Source organism: Flavobacterium tagetis, assembly GCF_016735615.1.
In the GTDB taxonomy this organism is placed as follows: Bacteria; Bacteroidota; Bacteroidia; order Flavobacteriales; family Flavobacteriaceae; genus Flavobacterium; species Flavobacterium tagetis.
Genome location: NZ_JAERSF010000002.1, coordinates 1,078,396 through 1,094,640 on the forward strand (window position 1 = coordinate 1,078,396; position 16,245 = coordinate 1,094,640).

15 protein-coding genes are annotated in these 16,245 nt (G+C 31.2%); 5 read left to right on the forward strand and 10 right to left on the reverse strand.

Features of this window, described 5'->3' with window-relative positions:
* Positions 1 to 28 precede the first annotated feature (28 nt).
* The gene (gene gnd / locus JI750_RS12065) at positions 29 to 1,438 is read right to left on the reverse strand and encodes an NADP-dependent phosphogluconate dehydrogenase (RefSeq protein WP_202002016.1); all 1,410 of its coding nucleotides are present in this window, start codon (positions 1,436 to 1,438) and stop codon (positions 29 to 31) included.
* A gap of 434 nt (positions 1,439 to 1,872) precedes the next feature.
* Here gnd and JI750_RS12070 point away from each other — a divergent pair, with 434 nt between their 5' ends.
* Both JI750_RS12070 and JI750_RS12075 read left to right on the forward strand, forming a co-directional pair.
* The gene (locus JI750_RS12070; RefSeq protein ID WP_202002019.1) at positions 1,873 to 2,367 is read left to right on the forward strand and encodes a hypothetical protein; all 495 of its coding nucleotides are present in this window, start codon (positions 1,873 to 1,875) and stop codon (positions 2,365 to 2,367) included.
* A 105-nt stretch (positions 2,368 to 2,472) separates the two neighbouring features.
* Positions 2,473 to 4,326: a peptidase associated/transthyretin-like domain-containing protein gene (locus tag JI750_RS12075; protein WP_236673028.1), complete on the forward strand. Its 1,854-nt coding sequence runs from the start codon at positions 2,473 to 2,475 to the stop codon at positions 4,324 to 4,326.
* A gap of 99 nt (positions 4,327 to 4,425) precedes the next feature.
* Here the strand turns inward: JI750_RS12075 and JI750_RS12080 are convergent, their stop codons facing one another.
* Both JI750_RS12080 and JI750_RS12085 read right to left on the reverse strand, forming a co-directional pair.
* On the reverse strand, positions 4,426 to 5,502 hold the full coding sequence (locus tag JI750_RS12080) for a calcium:cation antiporter (RefSeq protein WP_202002021.1): 1,077 nt from the start codon (positions 5,500 to 5,502) through the stop codon (positions 4,426 to 4,428).
* A gap of 331 nt (positions 5,503 to 5,833) precedes the next feature.
* A complete protein-coding gene (locus tag JI750_RS12085; RefSeq protein WP_202002024.1) occupies positions 5,834 to 6,169 on the reverse strand; it encodes a winged helix-turn-helix transcriptional regulator in 336 nt (111 codons plus the stop codon).
* 283 nt (positions 6,170 to 6,452) lie between these two features.
* Between JI750_RS12085 and JI750_RS12090 the strand changes: the two genes are divergently transcribed.
* The 3 genes from JI750_RS12090 (at position 6,453) to JI750_RS12100 (ending at position 9,597) form a co-directional block, all read left to right on the forward strand.
* On the forward strand, positions 6,453 to 7,196 hold the full coding sequence (locus JI750_RS12090; protein ID WP_202002027.1) for an SDR family oxidoreductase: 744 nt from the start codon (positions 6,453 to 6,455) through the stop codon (positions 7,194 to 7,196).
* 299 nt (positions 7,197 to 7,495) lie between these two features.
* Positions 7,496 to 8,965: a DUF8370 family protein gene (locus JI750_RS12095; RefSeq protein WP_202002030.1), complete on the forward strand. Its 1,470-nt coding sequence runs from the start codon at positions 7,496 to 7,498 to the stop codon at positions 8,963 to 8,965.
* 50 nt (positions 8,966 to 9,015) lie between these two features.
* Positions 9,016 to 9,597, forward strand: a complete 582-nt coding sequence (locus JI750_RS12100) for a hypothetical protein (RefSeq protein WP_202002033.1) — start codon at positions 9,016 to 9,018, stop codon at positions 9,595 to 9,597.
* A 333-nt stretch (positions 9,598 to 9,930) separates the two neighbouring features.
* Here JI750_RS12100 and JI750_RS12105 read toward each other — a convergent pair whose 3' ends face one another.
* From JI750_RS12105 to JI750_RS12135, 7 genes are all read right to left on the reverse strand, one after another.
* Entirely contained in the window at positions 9,931 to 10,809 is an 879-nt protein-coding gene (locus JI750_RS12105; protein ID WP_202002035.1) for a coiled-coil domain-containing protein, read from the reverse strand.
* Positions 10,810 to 10,978: 169 nt separating this feature from the next.
* Positions 10,979 to 11,164, reverse strand: coding sequence for a hypothetical protein (locus tag JI750_RS12110; RefSeq protein WP_202002038.1), 186 nt, complete (start codon positions 11,162 to 11,164; stop codon positions 10,979 to 10,981).
* 3 nt (positions 11,165 to 11,167) lie between these two features.
* Positions 11,168 to 11,881: a hypothetical protein gene (locus JI750_RS12115; protein ID WP_202002042.1), complete on the reverse strand. Its 714-nt coding sequence runs from the start codon at positions 11,879 to 11,881 to the stop codon at positions 11,168 to 11,170.
* Between the two features lie 98 nt (positions 11,882 to 11,979).
* Positions 11,980 to 12,510 carry a hypothetical protein gene (locus JI750_RS12120; protein WP_202002044.1) on the reverse strand — a complete coding sequence of 177 codons (531 nt, stop codon included), beginning with the start codon at positions 12,508 to 12,510 and terminating at the stop codon, positions 11,980 to 11,982.
* Positions 12,485 to 13,780, reverse strand: coding sequence for a hypothetical protein (locus tag JI750_RS12125; RefSeq protein WP_202002048.1), 1,296 nt, complete (start codon positions 13,778 to 13,780; stop codon positions 12,485 to 12,487). The genes JI750_RS12120 and JI750_RS12125 overlap by 26 nt, the downstream gene beginning before the upstream one ends.
* The gene (locus tag JI750_RS12130) at positions 13,770 to 13,943 is read right to left on the reverse strand and encodes a hypothetical protein (RefSeq protein ID WP_202002050.1); all 174 of its coding nucleotides are present in this window, start codon (positions 13,941 to 13,943) and stop codon (positions 13,770 to 13,772) included. The genes JI750_RS12125 and JI750_RS12130 overlap by 11 nt, the downstream gene beginning before the upstream one ends.
* A gap of 7 nt (positions 13,944 to 13,950) precedes the next feature.
* Complete coding sequence (locus JI750_RS12135; RefSeq protein ID WP_202002052.1) at positions 13,951 to 15,756, reverse strand: type VI secretion system Vgr family protein; 1,806 nt, start codon at positions 15,754 to 15,756, stop codon at positions 13,951 to 13,953.
* Positions 15,757 to 16,245: the final 489 nt, after the last annotated feature.

Consider the following 16,245-nt stretch of genomic DNA (forward strand, 5'->3'; position numbering starts at 1 on the left):
TGTGGTTTAGTTGTGTTGCTTTATGTTGTTATTCAGTCCATTGTGTATGGAAAACGCCTTCTTTATCGATACGCTCGTAAGTATGCGCTCCAAAATAATCACGCTGTGCCTGAATTAAGTTAGTTGGAAGATTAGCAGAACGGTAAGCGTCAAAATAGGCCAACGAGTTCATTAATCCAGAAACCGGTAATCCTTTTTGAATTGCAAACTGAATTACAGCTCGCATTCCTGCTTGGTTTTCTACTAATTTTGAAGCGATTCCGCCATCCAAAAGTAAGTTTGGCAAATCTGCTTTTGTCACATATGCTTTTCTGAAATCTTCTAAAATTGTCGCACGAATGATACATCCGCCACGCCAGATTTTAGCAACCGTTTCCAGATTTAATCCGTAATTATATTCTTTAGAAGCCGTGTGAAGTTGCGCTAAACCTTGAGCATAAGTTACCACGATAGAAAAATATAAAGCCGATTTTAAAGCTGCAATTGCTTCGCTTTGAGAAACATTTGTTTCATCAGCATTCCAAACTAATTTCTTAGCAGCTTCAATTCTTTCTGGTTTTGTTTTAGACATATCGCGCATGTTAACCGCTGCGTCGATAGTTGGAACTGGAACTTGTAAATCCATTGCATTTTGCGAAGTCCATTTTCCTGTACCTTTAGATCTTGCCCAATCTGAGATTTTGTTGATTAACTGTGTTCCGTCTTCATCTTTTTGTTTTAAGATGTTTCCGGTAATTTCAATCAAATAAGATCTTAAATCATCGGTTTGATTCCACTCAGCAAAAGTTTTCTGAATCGTTTCATCATCCAAATTATAACCTCTTTTCATAAGGTCATAAATCTCAGAAATCAACTGCATGATTCCGTATTCAATTCCGTTGTGAACCATTTTTACATAGTTTCCAGCAGAACCGTTTCCAAGATATTCTACGCAAGGTTCGCCATCTACTTTTGCTGCAATTGCTTCAAAAATAGGACGTAATCTTTCATAAGCTTTTTGATCTCCACCTGGCATCATAGCAGGACCGAAACGAGCGCCTTTTTCACCGCCCGAAATTCCCATTCCGAAGAAGTGGATTCCTTTTTCAGACAATTCCAAAAATCTCCTGTCTGTATCAGTAAAATAAGTGTTTCCACCGTCAATAATAATGTCTCCTTTATCTAAGTGAGGCAATAAACTTGCAATAGCGCTGTCAACCGGTTTTCCTGCAGGAACCAATAACATAATTGCTCTTGGCTGTTGGATAAGTTCTACAAAATGTTTTACATCTGTTGTAGCTTCAATAGTGTGATTGGCGTCGGCTTCTTGTTGAAGAGAATTGACTTTTTCGGTGTCTAAGTCTAAACCTGCAGCCGCAAAGTTATGGCTGGCGATATTTAAAAGTAAGTTACGGCCCATTACACCGAGTCCTACAATTCCAAAATCAAATTTGCTCATAGTTTTCAATTAACTAAATTATTAGAAGAAATGTTTTAGCAGCAAAAAGTAAGAGAAAGTATGGTAATTCTTTTTCATTCAATGTTTTGCAGCAAAACAATGGTTATTTTAATCTTACATTTCAAAATGTAGACCGCTAAGTTAGAGAAAAATGCTGAAAAATGAGGGGTAAAATCGTTCAGTTTTGGTCTTTATTGTGATACTTTTTATGTGTAAAAATAACATTTATTACTGCTGTTTTTTATCAGTTTATGTTACTAAAACGTTGTAATAGTACGATTGTTTGGTTATGAGTTTCTAATAATTTACTTTCGATATGATTTTCCTTTATTGATGATATAATCATAGTAAAGGAGAAAATTTGAAAATGTTTATAAAAATTGAAATTTATTCGCATTTTTTAATGTGTACAATATGAATAATAATTTGAAATTTTGAAAAAAATACTAATCTCCTTTTTAATTTTCGCTTTTGTTTGCAATGTAATAATATCATTAATAATAACAATTGGAAGCATCTGTTCCCATAGCTATTTGAGTGAATATGAAAATTTAAAAAGCTTTAGAAATAAAAAATTATACATGAGTGATGATTTTTTAGTGATAAAAAAAATTTCTGAAGATACAGGAACAGGTGAAGGAACTCGATTATCTTACCTTGTAAAAGGGATAGTTTTGAGTAACAATTCTAAATTAGAATTAAGAGTAACTAAACTTGCTTACCTTGAATCAAGTTTTAATAAACAGCCTCTTTATAAAAGTAAACTAACTGGAGATTTTTTTTTAAAGAATGCTCCTGAGGAATATTATAATTCTGAAATAAATTCTTTTTATGTAAATATTTATTTTAAAATTTCTTTTTATTTAATAGTTGGACTAATTGTATTTCTCGTAATTCAGTACGTAAAAAAACGAAGATATAGAATATGAGAAGCGAACTTCTCAATTGTGATTTTTTTTGTCTTATTTTTTGCAAATACTTTTATTAGAAGCAGCTTGATGCTCGTAAGAAAAAAGAAGTAAAAAATTATAAAAATGGTTATTGAAAATATAGGAATTGGGGTAATTTTGGAAACCCAATCATTGGATCCAAGATTTAATTCATTAAAGTATTATATCCTTTTTATGCCAAGAAACATAAAGTTTGTTTTTACAGCCGTCTTTTTAACCCTTACTTCGGGTATCTTTTTTAAAGCAAATGCACAATCGGTACTAGAAAATGAAATTTCTATTCAAGCAGATAAGAAACCATTAGGCAGTGTTTTGGACTTAATGGAAGAAAAAGGAAATTTTAGATTTGCTTATTATGGCAAACTGGCTGTAAAAGATAGCGTCGTTAGCATTCATACCGATAATAATACCATAAAAGGAGTTTTAGATCAGTTGTTAGGTGCTAAATATGAATTTAAAGAATCGCCAGGATTTGTTATTGTTCGTTATGCGCCTTTAGAACTTGCTTTGGTGTTAGAAAAAAACACTGTTATGAGTGACGGACAGCAAATTGTTATTGGTTATATTGTAGATACACAAACCAATAATCGTATTGAAAATGTGAGTGTATTAGAGAAGAATGCGCTAGTGTCTACCTTAACCAATAAAGATGGTTTTTTTGAACTTCGATTAAAAAATGCACCTCAAGCTATAGAACTTACAGCCGTTAAGGAGAATTATAAAACGGTAACGATGGTATTTCTTTCTGAAATTAAAATTCAGATGGGAGACAAAAAAAATAAAACAGATTATATTGATGGTGATTTCTCTGAAATTGAAAGATCAGGAATTGGCCGTTTCTTTATTTCCTCCAAACAAAAAATACAAGCGCTCAATCTAGGAGGATTTATTTCTAAGGTTCCTTTGCAGGCTTCTTTAATTCCGAGTATCAGTACAAGAGGAATGCTGAATACGCAGATTGTCAATAATTTTTCGCTAAATATATTAGGAGGTTATAATGCTGGAGTTCGCGGGCTTGAAATGGCAGGACTTTACAACATCAATCGTATGAATGTTGACGCGCTTCAAATAGCCGGAATATTTAATACCGTTGGAGGATCTGTAAACGGAGTTCAGTTAGCCGGAATCTATAATAATGTTTTTGGCAATTTAAGAGGATTGCAAGTAAGTGGTATTCATAATAGTGTCAAAGGTTCGCAAGTCGGTTTGCAAATGGGCGGTATCTACAACAATGTATATAAAGATTCTAAAGGACTTCAAATTGCAGGAATTGGCAATACAGTAAAGGGTTCGCAAAACGGATTACAGCTTTCAGGAATTTACAATATTGGAAAAGATACCGTGCGAGGCGCTCAAATTACAGGTCTTTTTAATTATGCTAAAGAATTACATGGAGTCCAATTTGGATTAGTCAACATTACAGATTCACCGTCTGGCTATAGTTTTGGTCTGTTAAACTTTAAAAAAGGCGGTTATAAAAAAATCAGCATAACAAGCAACGAAATTTCAGATATAAATCTTGCTGTAAAAACAGGAGATCATAAAATGTATACTATTTTAATGGCGGGAAGAAGCGATAGAACCGATGAAGAAAAACTATTCTCTTTCGGAATCGGACTAGGAAAGAACATTCCGTTAGGGAAACGTTTTACTTTTAATCCCGAATTTAGCACGCAGTATCTTTATTTAGGAAATTGGGACATTTATAATTCCTTATCTAAATTTGATTCTCCCTTTTCTTTTCAATTGTGTAAAGGTGTAGCGCTATCTGCAGGACCTTCTTTAAATTTCTATTGGTCTGAGAAACAAGATAAAAATGGCAATATAAACGCTTCTACATTCGTTCAGGATCGTACCAAACGCTACACTATAATCAACAATAACAGCAAAGATATTCTCGGATGGATAGGATGGAGTTTTGGATTGACGCTGTTTTAAAAAATGATAAAAAAAGCCTGTAAACATTAATTTTACAGTTTAAAGTCGCCAGGAATCGAATCCGAGTATACATTTAAGCAACTAAAATTAATTGAAAGCTTAAGGATAAATCATCAAAAACATATAAGCAAACAAATTGACCAAAAGCACAACGCCGTAAACGATATTCGATTTTCCTTTGCTAAGAGAAAGCATTACCGTAAAAACAGACAGTGCCAAGAGAACAATAGATTTAATATCAAGTCCTAAAACAATAGGAATTCCCAATAAGATACAAACGAGCGCAACAGTTGGAATAGTTAAACCTATACTGGCAAGTGCAGAACCTAAAGCTAGGTTTAGACTCGTTTGCAATCTGTTCTTTTTGGCAGCAATTATCGCTGCGATCGCTTCTGGCAATAAAATGATGATGGCGATTATAACCCCAACCAAAGATTTTGGAAGATTGTGACTTATAATAATAGTTTCAATAGTAGGTGAAAGGGTTTTGGCCAGTAAAACCACAATTCCTAAGCTCACTAATAAAAAGACTAGGCTAGTGTAAAATGTTTTGTTATTGATTTCAATTGGATGTGTTTTAGATTCGTCTTCGTTTGTAGTATTGGTTAGAAAATATTGGCGATATCCTTTGGTTTGTGCAAATAAAAAAGAACCGTAAATAATAAGACAGGCAATCGAAGCAAAAATAAGCTGAGGGGTTGAATAATAAGAACCGTGGACACTTTCTGTAAATGTTGGAAAAACTAATGTAAATACAATAATCGAAATAAGCGAAACCAAACCAATGGTTACCGAAGAAGGAGAGAAATTCTGTTCGTAATGTTTGATGCTTCCAATAAGAAGACACAAACCTATAATTCCATTTAAGATAAGCATAGTTGCCGCATAAACAGTATCTCTGGCCAAAGAAGCTGCCTCTGAACCTTCCGAAAGCATTAAAGAAACAATAATCGAAACTTCAATTACAGTAATCGAAATGGCCAAAATAATCGTTCCGTAAGGTTCTCCAACACGTTCTGCAATAATTTCTGAATGATGTACCGCCGACATTACACTCAAAATAAGCAGAACACTCGCAACGATTTGAAAAATAGTACTGTTTTCTATCAATCCGCTAAATAAGAGTGCCCATGAAAGAATCGGAATTATGATGGTCCATTGTAGTAATTGTTTCATTTTTTATAGTTTTTAGAATAATAGGACAAAAGAACAGGCGTTTGCCTTTTTTGTAAGATAGAACTTTTATAGCTAAAAATGATAAAAAAAGGTAGTTTTAAGCACTTTTTAAGTTTATTTGGACATATTTCGACTCAAAAAACAGATTTTTGACTAAATAAAATTACAGCTTTATTTAAGAATTTTGAATGATTTCTTTCGTTGCGATTTTCTAAGCTGTTTAAACTTTGTCAAAGTTAGCTTCGTGCTGAGACTATGTGTTAGAAACTAGTTTCTTTTTAAACTCTTTCTCAAATAAAAATAATCTATGTTTCTATGTGTTTAAAAAAGATTAAGAATTTCGGATAATCTCCTCTCGATGCGATTTTCCCCATTTGATCATTTCTTCGATTACAGGACCAAAAGATTTGCAATAAGGCGTCGATTCGTATTTTACCTGAATTTCGGCATCGCGATCTTTGGTTCTTTTGATCAGCATATTGATCTCCATTTCTTTGAGTTCTCTAGAAAGCATGCGTGTTGTAATTCCCGGAATACTGCGTTCGATTTCCCTGAAACGATGATTTCCGTTGCAGATCGAATTGATGATGGGCAAACGCCACTTTCCGCCCAAAACATACAACGTGTCCTGAAGCGCCTGTACTTCTTCTTTCTGGTTTCTTTCCATAGTATTCAATTTTTATCAAAGTTTTTCCGCCACGAATTCACGAATTTTTTCTTTTTCAAAGTTTTTTCTCAAGAATTATATTGATTGATATTCAATCAATACAATTCGTATAATTAATCACATTTTTCGACATAGATTATAAAAATAAATTCGTGAATTCGTGGCTATAATTTTTTCCATTGAAGAATCGAATTAATTAGTTTGGTATACTCCATGATACTGGTTACAAAGTTATACCAATTTGAATTTAAATTTGCTAAATAAATTTTAAATAATCAAAAAGATGGAAAATCTTAAAAATAAAACAGCCGTTATAACAGGCGGAAACAGCGGAATAGGTTACGCAACAGCCAAACAATTAAAAGAACAAGGCGCAAACGTAATTATTACAGGAAGAAGAAAAGAAGCCATAGAAAAAGCAGCTTTAGAACTAGGCGTTACAGCCATTACAGCAGACCAATCGAATATTTCGGATATCGAAAAACTGGCCACTCAAGTAAAAGCCGATTTCGGTTCGGTTGATATTTTGTTTATTAATGCCGGAATTGCAGGTTTAGGAACAATTGAACAAACTACAGAAGAATTGTACGACAGCATTATGAATGTGAATCTAAAAGGCGCTTTTTTCACTTTAAGTAAATTTATCCCGATTTTGGAAGATGGCGCTTCGGTAGTATTTCTTTCTTCGAATACTGCGAGTATGCCGGGTCCGGGATCTTCGGTTTATTCGGCGAGTAAAACGGCTTTGAATTCGTTTATGAGATCGGCTGCTTTAGAGTTAGCGCCAAGAAAGATTCGTGTCAATTCGGTTAGCCCAGGACCAACTCAAACCGAAGTCATGAACAAAGTAGGCCTCGACGAAACCACCGTAAAAGGTATTATGGATGTTGTAGTAGAAAAAGTCCCACTAAAACAAATGGGAAGGGCAGAAGATGTGGCTAAAATGGTTTCGCATTTGAGTAGTGAAGCTGCTGTGTTTGTGACTGGAGCCGATGTTATTATGGATGGCGGGATGAGTTTGGGGTGAATTATTGTTGTTTGATTTAAAATGAAAAATGAGCTTGCAGAGAATGTAGGTTCATTTTCTATTTTAATTGATTTTAATATTTTGAAATTAAAAATACCTTAAAAAAGACTAATGCTAAAGAAAGATAAAAACACGTATAACTACTTGTTAACTTATTTGTTTTTATTTATAAAATTGTTATTGCATTATATTTTAATGTATACGGATTTCCATAAAGTAATTTCATGATAAAAGTTAATTTTTGTTTTTGATAAATCTAAAAGGACTTAATAAAGTAGTAAATACTAAAATTCAGAGCAATGAAGATATACTTTACAGATTTTTTTAATGTTGAAGTTGAAACATTAGAAAGTTATGGAGCATTTAATATTTCTTTAATAAATGATCTGCCTTTATTTATTGATCCATTTTTATTGTTTGGAAACAAGAAAAAAGAATATCAAAATTTACATGATGATATTATTAAGTACTTGACTTTTTTAAAAGGAAAAGCTGAAACTGGAAGAAATAGAAAACATCAAGTGCAATCATGGTATTTATTTCCTGAAGTTAAACAGAATTGGTTTGGATATAGTAAAATTGGTAATAAAGGAAGTGGATTAGGGACAAAATTTGGAAATGCCTTTTCTTCATCCATAAGTATTGTATTTGATGACCTAGGCAAAGAAAAGGTAAATCAGACATCTCATCTTGAAAAAGCTGGCTTGTTTGAGATAGGAGTAGGAAAAGATAATATTAGTGATTTTACAACAAATTTAATTAAGCAATTTTTATTAGAATACACTGAGAAATTTTCATTAGAGAATATTGAAGATAAATTTCTACGCAAAGTTTATGTAGAGAAAGTATTTTTTGATTATAAATTTGAAAGATGGATGCCTAAAGAATATACTTTACCATTTATTTATGGAGATTATGTTATACTAACGCCTAGAGACTTACTTACAAAAGATGATAATTGGATAAATAGCAAAGATTTAAGAGGAAATTTCACGGGAATACTTACAGGAATCCCAAATGAACAATTACGACATGAAGTTTTCAATTATTATTTTCAAGCTTTACCTAAAGTTGAAGAAAATAAGAAAAACTCTCAAAAAGAAATTTCTTCTGCGATTCATAAAACGATCAAACAGTTTCCTGAAATTATAAAATACTATATAAAGATTAAGGAGGAAAATAAAGAGGGGGCAAAAAGTATTTCTGAATCAAAAGTAGATGAAGTAGAAACTTTATTTATAAGTCAAGTTCAAGATTTTGTAGAATTATTATCAAATACTGAGTTTTATAAAATTCCCGCTAAAAGTTCTTATAGTGAAGCTTTGAATAGGTTAGTATATTTAAAAAAAGTTATTGAGGATAATGATGGCTACAGACTTTTTTATATCAACGGAGTTCCAATTAAAAGAGAAGAAGATTTACAAATTATTTATAGACTCACATGGTTTGCTTCTGATTTTGATGTAAATAGAGAAACTAACAATGGGCGTGGTCCTGTTGATTATGCAGTTTCAAAAGGAGCAAAGGATAAGACTCTTATAGAGTTTAAATTGGCTTCTAATTCGAAGTTAAAACAAAATCTTGAAAACCAAGTTGAAGTTTATGAGAAAGCAAACAATACTAATAAATCTATAAAGGTTATTTTATATTTCGATATAATTGAATACAATAAAGTTATATCAATATTGAAAGAGTTAAAACTGAACAAATCACCAAATATTATTTTAATAGACGCAGGTAGAAAAGTATCAGCATCTAATGTAAAATGATAAGTACATTCTTAGTTATTTTTTTAGTTAATTATTTATCAAATATCTTTATGGCATATATAACATTATCAAATACAAATAAAATTATATTTAAAAGTAATTTAAAAAATCTAAATTTAGTTGGAGACTTATATAAAATTCCAATATACTTTTTTAGTAAATATGAAGAAAGTGCACTACTAGCAATACAAGAGTTGTTAAAAAATCCTGAAAAATATTTTAATGAAATTTATATTCCATATGAACCTGTTGATACTTTTACATTAGTATATGAAGGTAAAAAGCCTTCTTATCATAAATTTTCGGACTGTCCCCGCCTACATTCTGTTTACGAAAATTTTGAGATTCCATCTGAAATTGTGAAGCTTGGGAAGGAAAAAGTGAATGAGTTTAGGAATTGGTTCGAAACAGTTAAGAATCTATTAGATGACCCACAAATATTTGTAATGCGTTTAAAACTAAAATGGGGAATCGAAACAAATCCCAATGCTATATTAATTCGTAATTCAGGTTCAACAGAAGTGGAAAATTTAAGTATAGAAGAATTGGAAAATAAAATTGATTTAATAATAAAAAATGCTGGAAAGTTTTATTATGACAGTGAAAAAAATAAAACTATTTTATCTAAATAACTCCAAGTTCACTTATTTAGCTTACAAATCAAAGAAAATTGAAAATAATGAGACTGTTTATTCAGATGAAGAAATAAAAAAATTACTTGAAAAGTATGATTTTGAATTTAAAAGACCACTGAAAAGAATGCTTATTGAGTATTATAGGTTAAAACATAATCCCGATATAAATTTTGAAGGATCTATACTTGAAAAATTAGGATTTAAGGAATGTGGATATTGTCATTACGAGGAAGTAAATCGGAATCTTCAAGAAATTTTCAAATAACTTTTTTAACTTTCCGCTAGTTCAATTAGTCAATAGAAATTATCTCTTCATTTGGTTCCTTGCTTTTATAATGATTTTATTTCATTTCTTATTGCTAATCCAATTGTCGTCAAATTTGCAATAAAACTACCATTAGGAGATCGATCTAACTTTAGGACTTTTTTATCACTTAATGTCATTAAAAATTCAGGCTTTACATCATTATTATTTTCTTCTGCTAATCTTCCCGCTTTAGTAAACAAACTATCTCGTAGAAATACAAATTCTTCAAGTGTAAGTTGATCAACAGCCGTTTGGATAGATTTTGCAATCGCTGGTTCAAGATGTAATGTTTCAATTACAATTCCTTTTTTAAGTCTTCCAAGATCATCTATATAATTAACATCTTTACGGCTTCTTTGCAAAGCCCTAACCGTATCAGTTGCTGTTTTTAACTCACTGTTTAAACGATCAATTGTAGCTTTACTTGAATCCTGAATCTGTATAACACTTTCTTGAAGACTAATGTTTTTCTCCTCAAGACCTTTAATCTGGTCATTCAATTCTTGGATAGTTTTATTACCTGATTCTTCACTTTTTAACAAGAACTCCTCTTTAGCAACTTCTGTTTTTTCTTTTACTTCATGCTTTTTTATTTCGTACCTTCTTGTAATTCGTTCTTGTTTTGTGTCAGCCAAATCATTATCAATTTGAAGCATGATTTTAGGTATCAATAATGTATAAGCTGTTGCAATTACGAGAGGCCAAAAAATAGCCCAGAAAGAGCAATACTCATGATTGATTACTATAATTTTATTTTCGATTGTTGTATCTGAAAATAATAGCATCAAAATTGGTCTCCAATTGTAAATAACAAAAGACCATAAAAAAGCTCCTGAAATTGGAGTTTTTAATCTTTCTTTTGTAGAATCAATAAAATCTTTAATTAAATCAGCTAATGTCATTGGTTAGATTTAGTGAAACAAACATAAGAAAAATAGTAAATCAAAGTAATAAAAAATCCCATCAAAGGAAGAGAACAGTCTCCAGAAAGAATGTAATATTCAATATTAATAGTAGCTACTTTAAAAACAAAACCCCCAATCTTAAAAGACCAAGGGTTTTAATTTTTTTTCAAAAAGCTGTATCAATTTCCATCTTTTTTTCATCATAAGCTAGTGTAGTAAAGCCAAATTCTTTAAAATTAATATCTAAAGTTAATGGTTTTGTCCTTTTTTTTTGTTTTTCATTTTTGACACATCCAAATAATAGTAATGATAAAAATATAACGATGCTATTTCTTATTAGTACATTTTTCATAATCTAATATCTTTTTAATAATAATGCATACATTTTTCTACTGTCTAATCCGTATGGTTTATCAACATATCTATTTACCTCTCTTGAAACTGTTAGAATATCATCTTTATCGGCATATTGACTAATATTTCCTGTTTTAGCTCCAATATTATTCCAATAATAACCAGAAGCTTCGCAAGCCAAATTTATATCCATAGCTACATTTGTTGCAAATTTGAACAATTCGTCAGCACTTGGTTTCTTTTTATTTTTATATTCATACAATTTGCTGTAATTGTAATCATGAGTAAGTTGTATCAAGCCTCTGCCTCTAAAATGTTCTCCTCCTTTTACATTTGAATTTGGGCTTTCTTCATATGTTTTTCTAAATCTTTGTGATTCATGATAACTTTGGGCTAAAAAATGTATTTTTCTTAAACATGTGTCAATTTGAAAATCATTTAATGACTTATTTAGAGCTTTGGTAAAAGATGTAATATTAGCCTGTGACGTTTTAATTTTTTCTTTGCCGATATCAAATATTTTTATTCCTTCTTTATCAAAAGCATTTTTTTGCAAACGATATTTGTCTACCGCTTCAGGTGGTCTTCTACCAATATCTGTACTGGATATAACTTTTCCTTCTTTATCAATATATAATGTATTATCACTTTTATCAAACTGTATTTGATAATGTATATCGTCACTTTTTCTTAATTGAGTTAAAATATTTGTCATTTCTTCCTCTGTAAAATCCCGATTACAATAACAGGTAATGCTTTCTCTTAAATGCTTTAACGCTGGATTTATACGACAGGTAACTTTTGAAACATCAACTATGGGTAATCAATATTATTATTTAATTTAATTAAATTTCCTTTTTGTTTAAATTTTCCCTTTCTAATATAATTTCGATGATTTGATGAAGAGTAAGCATTATTGTAAAATTCTTTAAATTTAAATTCATTATTCTTTTTAACAAAAACTAATGAATCATCAAATGGATGGTATATTTGAGTAATTAAAAGCGATATTTTATTATTTTCTTCTTCTTGAAGGACAATATTTACAGGCATTGTACAAGCGCCTATTCTTCTTTTTATAATAAATGGTTTTTTAAATTCTCTAGAAGTTAAATTAATGGTCATTAATAAATCATTATCTGTACACTCAATTGGTAAAATGATTCTTCCATATCCTATTTTAGAAAAGTCAACATCAAATGAAAGATTAGGTTTTATTTTTTTTGTTGATTTATAAATAACTGATTTATCAATTTTAGGATTATCATATGTTTTTTTTTTGCATGCAAATAGAAATACTATACAAACTAGAATAAGTTTATTTTTTATTAATGCATTTTTCATATTTAAATATCTTTTTTAATTCATTTGTATATCTAACCCTTTCTTCATAACCATTTGGGAGGGCATTATTTTTTTTATAACCATTTATCTCTTTAGAAACAGTTAAGACATCGTCTTTGTCAGCAAATTGACTTATGTTACCTTTTAAAGACCCAATGTTTTTCCAATAAAATGCAGATCCAAAAACAGCTAAATGTAATTCTTTTGAAACTCTCGATGCAAAATTATCTAGCTCTTTTTCAGTAGGTATTTTTTTAAATAAATCAATATAGAATTTTTCATAATTATAATCATGGGTTAATTGTAATAATCCTCTTCCTCTGTAGTGTTCACCACCACTTAAAGTTGATATGGGATTAGATTCATATGTTTTGTGAAAACGCTGTGATTCTTCATAACTTTGAGCTAAAAAATGTATCTTTCGAATGCAGGTATTAATTTGATATTTTTCGAATGCCTTATTTAATTCATCTGTTAGTGTATTTATATTTGCATCTTTTGATTGAATTTTTTCTTCCATCTTAAAATCAAAAATATTAATTCCTTCTTTATCAAAAGCATTCTTTTGTACGCGATATTTGTCTACAGCTTCTGGGGGTCTTCTACCAGTATCTGTACTGGATATAACTTTTCCTTCTTTATCAATATATAAAGTATTACCACTTTTATCAAACTGTATTTCATAATGTACATCGTCACTTTTTCTTAATTGGGTTAGAATATTTGTCATTTCTTCTTCTGTAAAACCCCGATTACAATAACAAGTAGAAGCAGCACCAATCGTAACTCTTCCACAATGTTCCCAGCTGTCTGGTAATTCTCCCTTAAGGTCTAACCAAGCATCAGTGTTGTCTTTATAATAAAAATCAATGTATTTTACAGATTGCATTAAGTTTTTACTAAATACAATCTCAACAATGCCGTCGTATCTTTTTACTCCTAAATCGTGTTCAATTTCTTTTTTATTATAGTTCGAAACAAAAACCTGACCATTTACGGCAGTTAGTTTGTATCTTAAATAACCGTCGGGATCACTTGCATATTGATGTGCTTGTTTGAGTTTAAACTTTAAAATCGTTTTCTCTTTTTTGATTGTTTCAGGTTTAAACTCAATTGTAACCTCAGATTTCTTTTTGTAAACTTCTTTTATTGCGGTAGATATTAAACTTGATTGTTTTGAAGAAATTACTTTAAAATCGTCATTGCTTTGTAACTCTGCAAAAGGCACAAAGTCATAACTGCTTACATAATCATAAAAATTAATCGCCATTGCTATTTGTTTTTAGTCGTTTTGATGCAATCAGTTGTACATCTCCAAGAGTGGTTTTTAGAACTATTTTTGATGCATTTTTTGATATAGTTTTATTCACAATAATGTTACTGTTTGACTGCACTTTTATTATAATATTTTTTGCTTGTTTTAGTATTGCCATAATCTTTTTAATTAAAGCTTGAATTTTCTGCTGAATGTCCGTTTATATTTTTTGCACTATATATATTAATGTCGTCTTGAGTTGTACTAATATTTATTTTTCCAGCAATTTCTCCCGCAGTTCCGCCTACTTCTTTCAAATAGTTTTCATCTGCAATTTCTGTTCGGTTATCAGATTTTTCGAAAAGATTTCCGCTAGCGTTTATAGCAATGTTATTTCCTGCGATTTGTGTTATATTATTATCTGCATTATTATCAATGTCATATCCTGCTTTCAGTGTAATACTTTCAGAAGCCTCAAAAACAATATTTTTAGCGCGTATGGTAACTGTTTCAGGAGAGGTAACATTAATATTTTTGCTTTCTTCATCTAGCTGAATTTCATTTCCGCTTGGGTCAGAAATCCAGATTCCCACTTTTTCAATAAACTTGAAAAGCTGCCCAAAAGGGAGTTTCCAACCTTTAATTCGGTTTTTGGTATCAAAGAAATCGGGCATTTCTTTTCCGTTATAATAGGTGCCAGAAATATATGGGCGTTCTGCATTGTTGCCTTCAAAACTTACTTGAACTTCTTCTCCAATTTCAGGTCTGAAATAAAGCCCTTTTCCAGAGCCTGCATAAGGCTGAACGACACGCATCCAATCGCTTTTGCTTGCCCAGCCATTCCAGAAAAACTCCACTTTTATGCGTCCCATTTTTTCGGGATCGTTATTGTCAATCACGACTGCAGGCTGGCTTTCGGCAGAAGCAAATGCATTTACGTCTGTGTAGTGCGGCGCTGCCACATCGGCAGGAATAGCTTTAAATTTGCAGGTGTAATTTCCGTTTACTTCAGAGCAATGTTTAATTTCAATTGCTAGTAAATGGTGCTCCACGTTTTTATTTTCAATAGAAAAAGTCTGTCCCAAACCAATAGGCAAATAGGAGGTACCGCTATAGAATATGCTATTGGCATCCCGTCCTGCGGTTTGCATTTTCACCATTTCATCAATCTCGTCCTTATTCTGTGCGTTGGTGGTATATGCGCCGTTTTCGAGTCCAGGTCTTACAATATAAGGCTGTTTAAAAACAGCTAGCGAGGCAAATCGGTCTCGGCTTCCTTCGGAGGTTTTTTCTGCACCATTTTTTATATTAGAAGCATTTTTGTAGTCATAACTGCTGAACGAAGTTTTATGAGAAATTAAATTGGCTTCAATACTAAAGTTATGTAGCGATGATTCGTTTATAAGTTTTATTTCGGTATTTTTAATTTGACCAAACTGCATTCGCATTCCGTCAAAATAAAACCATTGGGCATAACGTGCAGAAAGGCGTTTAAGGAAATCAAAGCTTGTTTCATTGTACTGAGTTTTAAAGCTGAATTCTTTTGTATAAGTAGGCACAATGGCTTCTCTCTGATAGAATTCTCCCGAATTTTCTTCTGCAAAAATTTCGAGTCCAATCTGTTGGAGGTTTTTCTCGCGAAAGATTCTGGATTTTGGCATATCATCAAGAGCAATGGTATGACTTGTTCCTGTTACATGCAGTCCGGCGGGACTTCCGTGCAGATCGATAGATCCTAATTTTGTAATTCTTCCTTTAGACATCAAGCGTATATCTTTTACTTTAAAGGTGAAAATTACTTCGCTGCCAATGTAATTGCTAAAAGCTTTCTCCTGATCTTGTGGTGCAATAATAGGTTTTCCTGTGTATTGCCAAAAGAAAGAAAAATGGTGATGGTCTGCCATTTTTTGAGAAAGCTCGAGATTGTAATAGATAACATTTTGAGTAAAGCCTTCTATAGTAATATGTACCTGTTCTGTGAATTTTGACATTTTTTTTAGAAATTTAAATAAGGTAATGATTGGTTAAATTGAAATCTATTTTTTAAAGAACTTGGCATTGCCGAAAACCGATTCTTTGGCAGTCAGTTCTATTGATATAAGCATTGGAATTTTGCTCATGCTGGTACGTTTTTCTTCGTTGATTTGTAGTTTGCTAGAAAGCTCATTCGGTTTATTTTAAGATTGATTTTATGCAATAGTTTTGCGATCCTTTATTTTGATATAGAAGAGAATAATGGGATTTCTAAAATGTAGTTGGATTTACTGCTGGTATATGCGCAGTATTTTTAGTGCGGTATTATGGTAAATATAGACAGGGAGAAATAATAATGACGACCACTAAAAGACGAAAAAATAATAGGATAGGGTATTTTGAGAAGTTCTTATTATTTTTAAAAAACATCATTTAGAAATAACAAACACAAAGTTTTCTTAAAAAACTAACAATAAAAAAGACCAACTCAGTACCTTAGCAACTCT

Bases quoted from the DNA above. Each gene is read 5' to 3' on its own strand.
- JI750_RS12120 (WP_202002044.1), bottom strand. From the start codon at position 12,510: ATGAAAAATGCATTAATAAAAAATAAACTTATTCTAGTTTGTATAGTA.
- JI750_RS12075 (WP_236673028.1), top strand. From the start codon at position 2,473: ATGGTTATTGAAAATATAGGAATTGGGGTAATTTTGGAAACCCAATCA.
- JI750_RS12130 (WP_202002050.1), bottom strand. From the start codon at position 13,943: ATGGCAATACTAAAACAAGCAAAAAATATTATAATAAAAGTGCAGTCA.
- JI750_RS12135 (WP_202002052.1), bottom strand. From the start codon at position 15,756: ATGTCAAAATTCACAGAACAGGTACATATTACTATAGAAGGCTTTACT.
- JI750_RS12080 (WP_202002021.1), bottom strand. From the start codon at position 5,502: ATGAAACAATTACTACAATGGACCATCATAATTCCGATTCTTTCATGG.
- JI750_RS12100 (WP_202002033.1), top strand. From the start codon at position 9,016: ATGGCATATATAACATTATCAAATACAAATAAAATTATATTTAAAAGT.
- JI750_RS12125 (WP_202002048.1), bottom strand. From the start codon at position 13,780: ATGGCGATTAATTTTTATGATTATGTAAGCAGTTATGACTTTGTGCCT.
- JI750_RS12115 (WP_202002042.1), bottom strand. From the start codon at position 11,881: ATGACAAATATTTTAACTCAATTAAGAAAAAGTGACGATATACATTAT.
- JI750_RS12110 (WP_202002038.1), bottom strand. From the start codon at position 11,164: ATGAAAAATGTACTAATAAGAAATAGCATCGTTATATTTTTATCATTA.
- JI750_RS12090 (WP_202002027.1), top strand. From the start codon at position 6,453: ATGGAAAATCTTAAAAATAAAACAGCCGTTATAACAGGCGGAAACAGC.
- JI750_RS12095 (WP_202002030.1), top strand. From the start codon at position 7,496: ATGAAGATATACTTTACAGATTTTTTTAATGTTGAAGTTGAAACATTA.
- JI750_RS12085 (WP_202002024.1), bottom strand. From the start codon at position 6,169: ATGGAAAGAAACCAGAAAGAAGAAGTACAGGCGCTTCAGGACACGTTG.
- gnd (WP_202002016.1), bottom strand. From the start codon at position 1,438: ATGAGCAAATTTGATTTTGGAATTGTAGGACTCGGTGTAATGGGCCGT.
- JI750_RS12105 (WP_202002035.1), bottom strand. From the start codon at position 10,809: ATGACATTAGCTGATTTAATTAAAGATTTTATTGATTCTACAAAAGAA.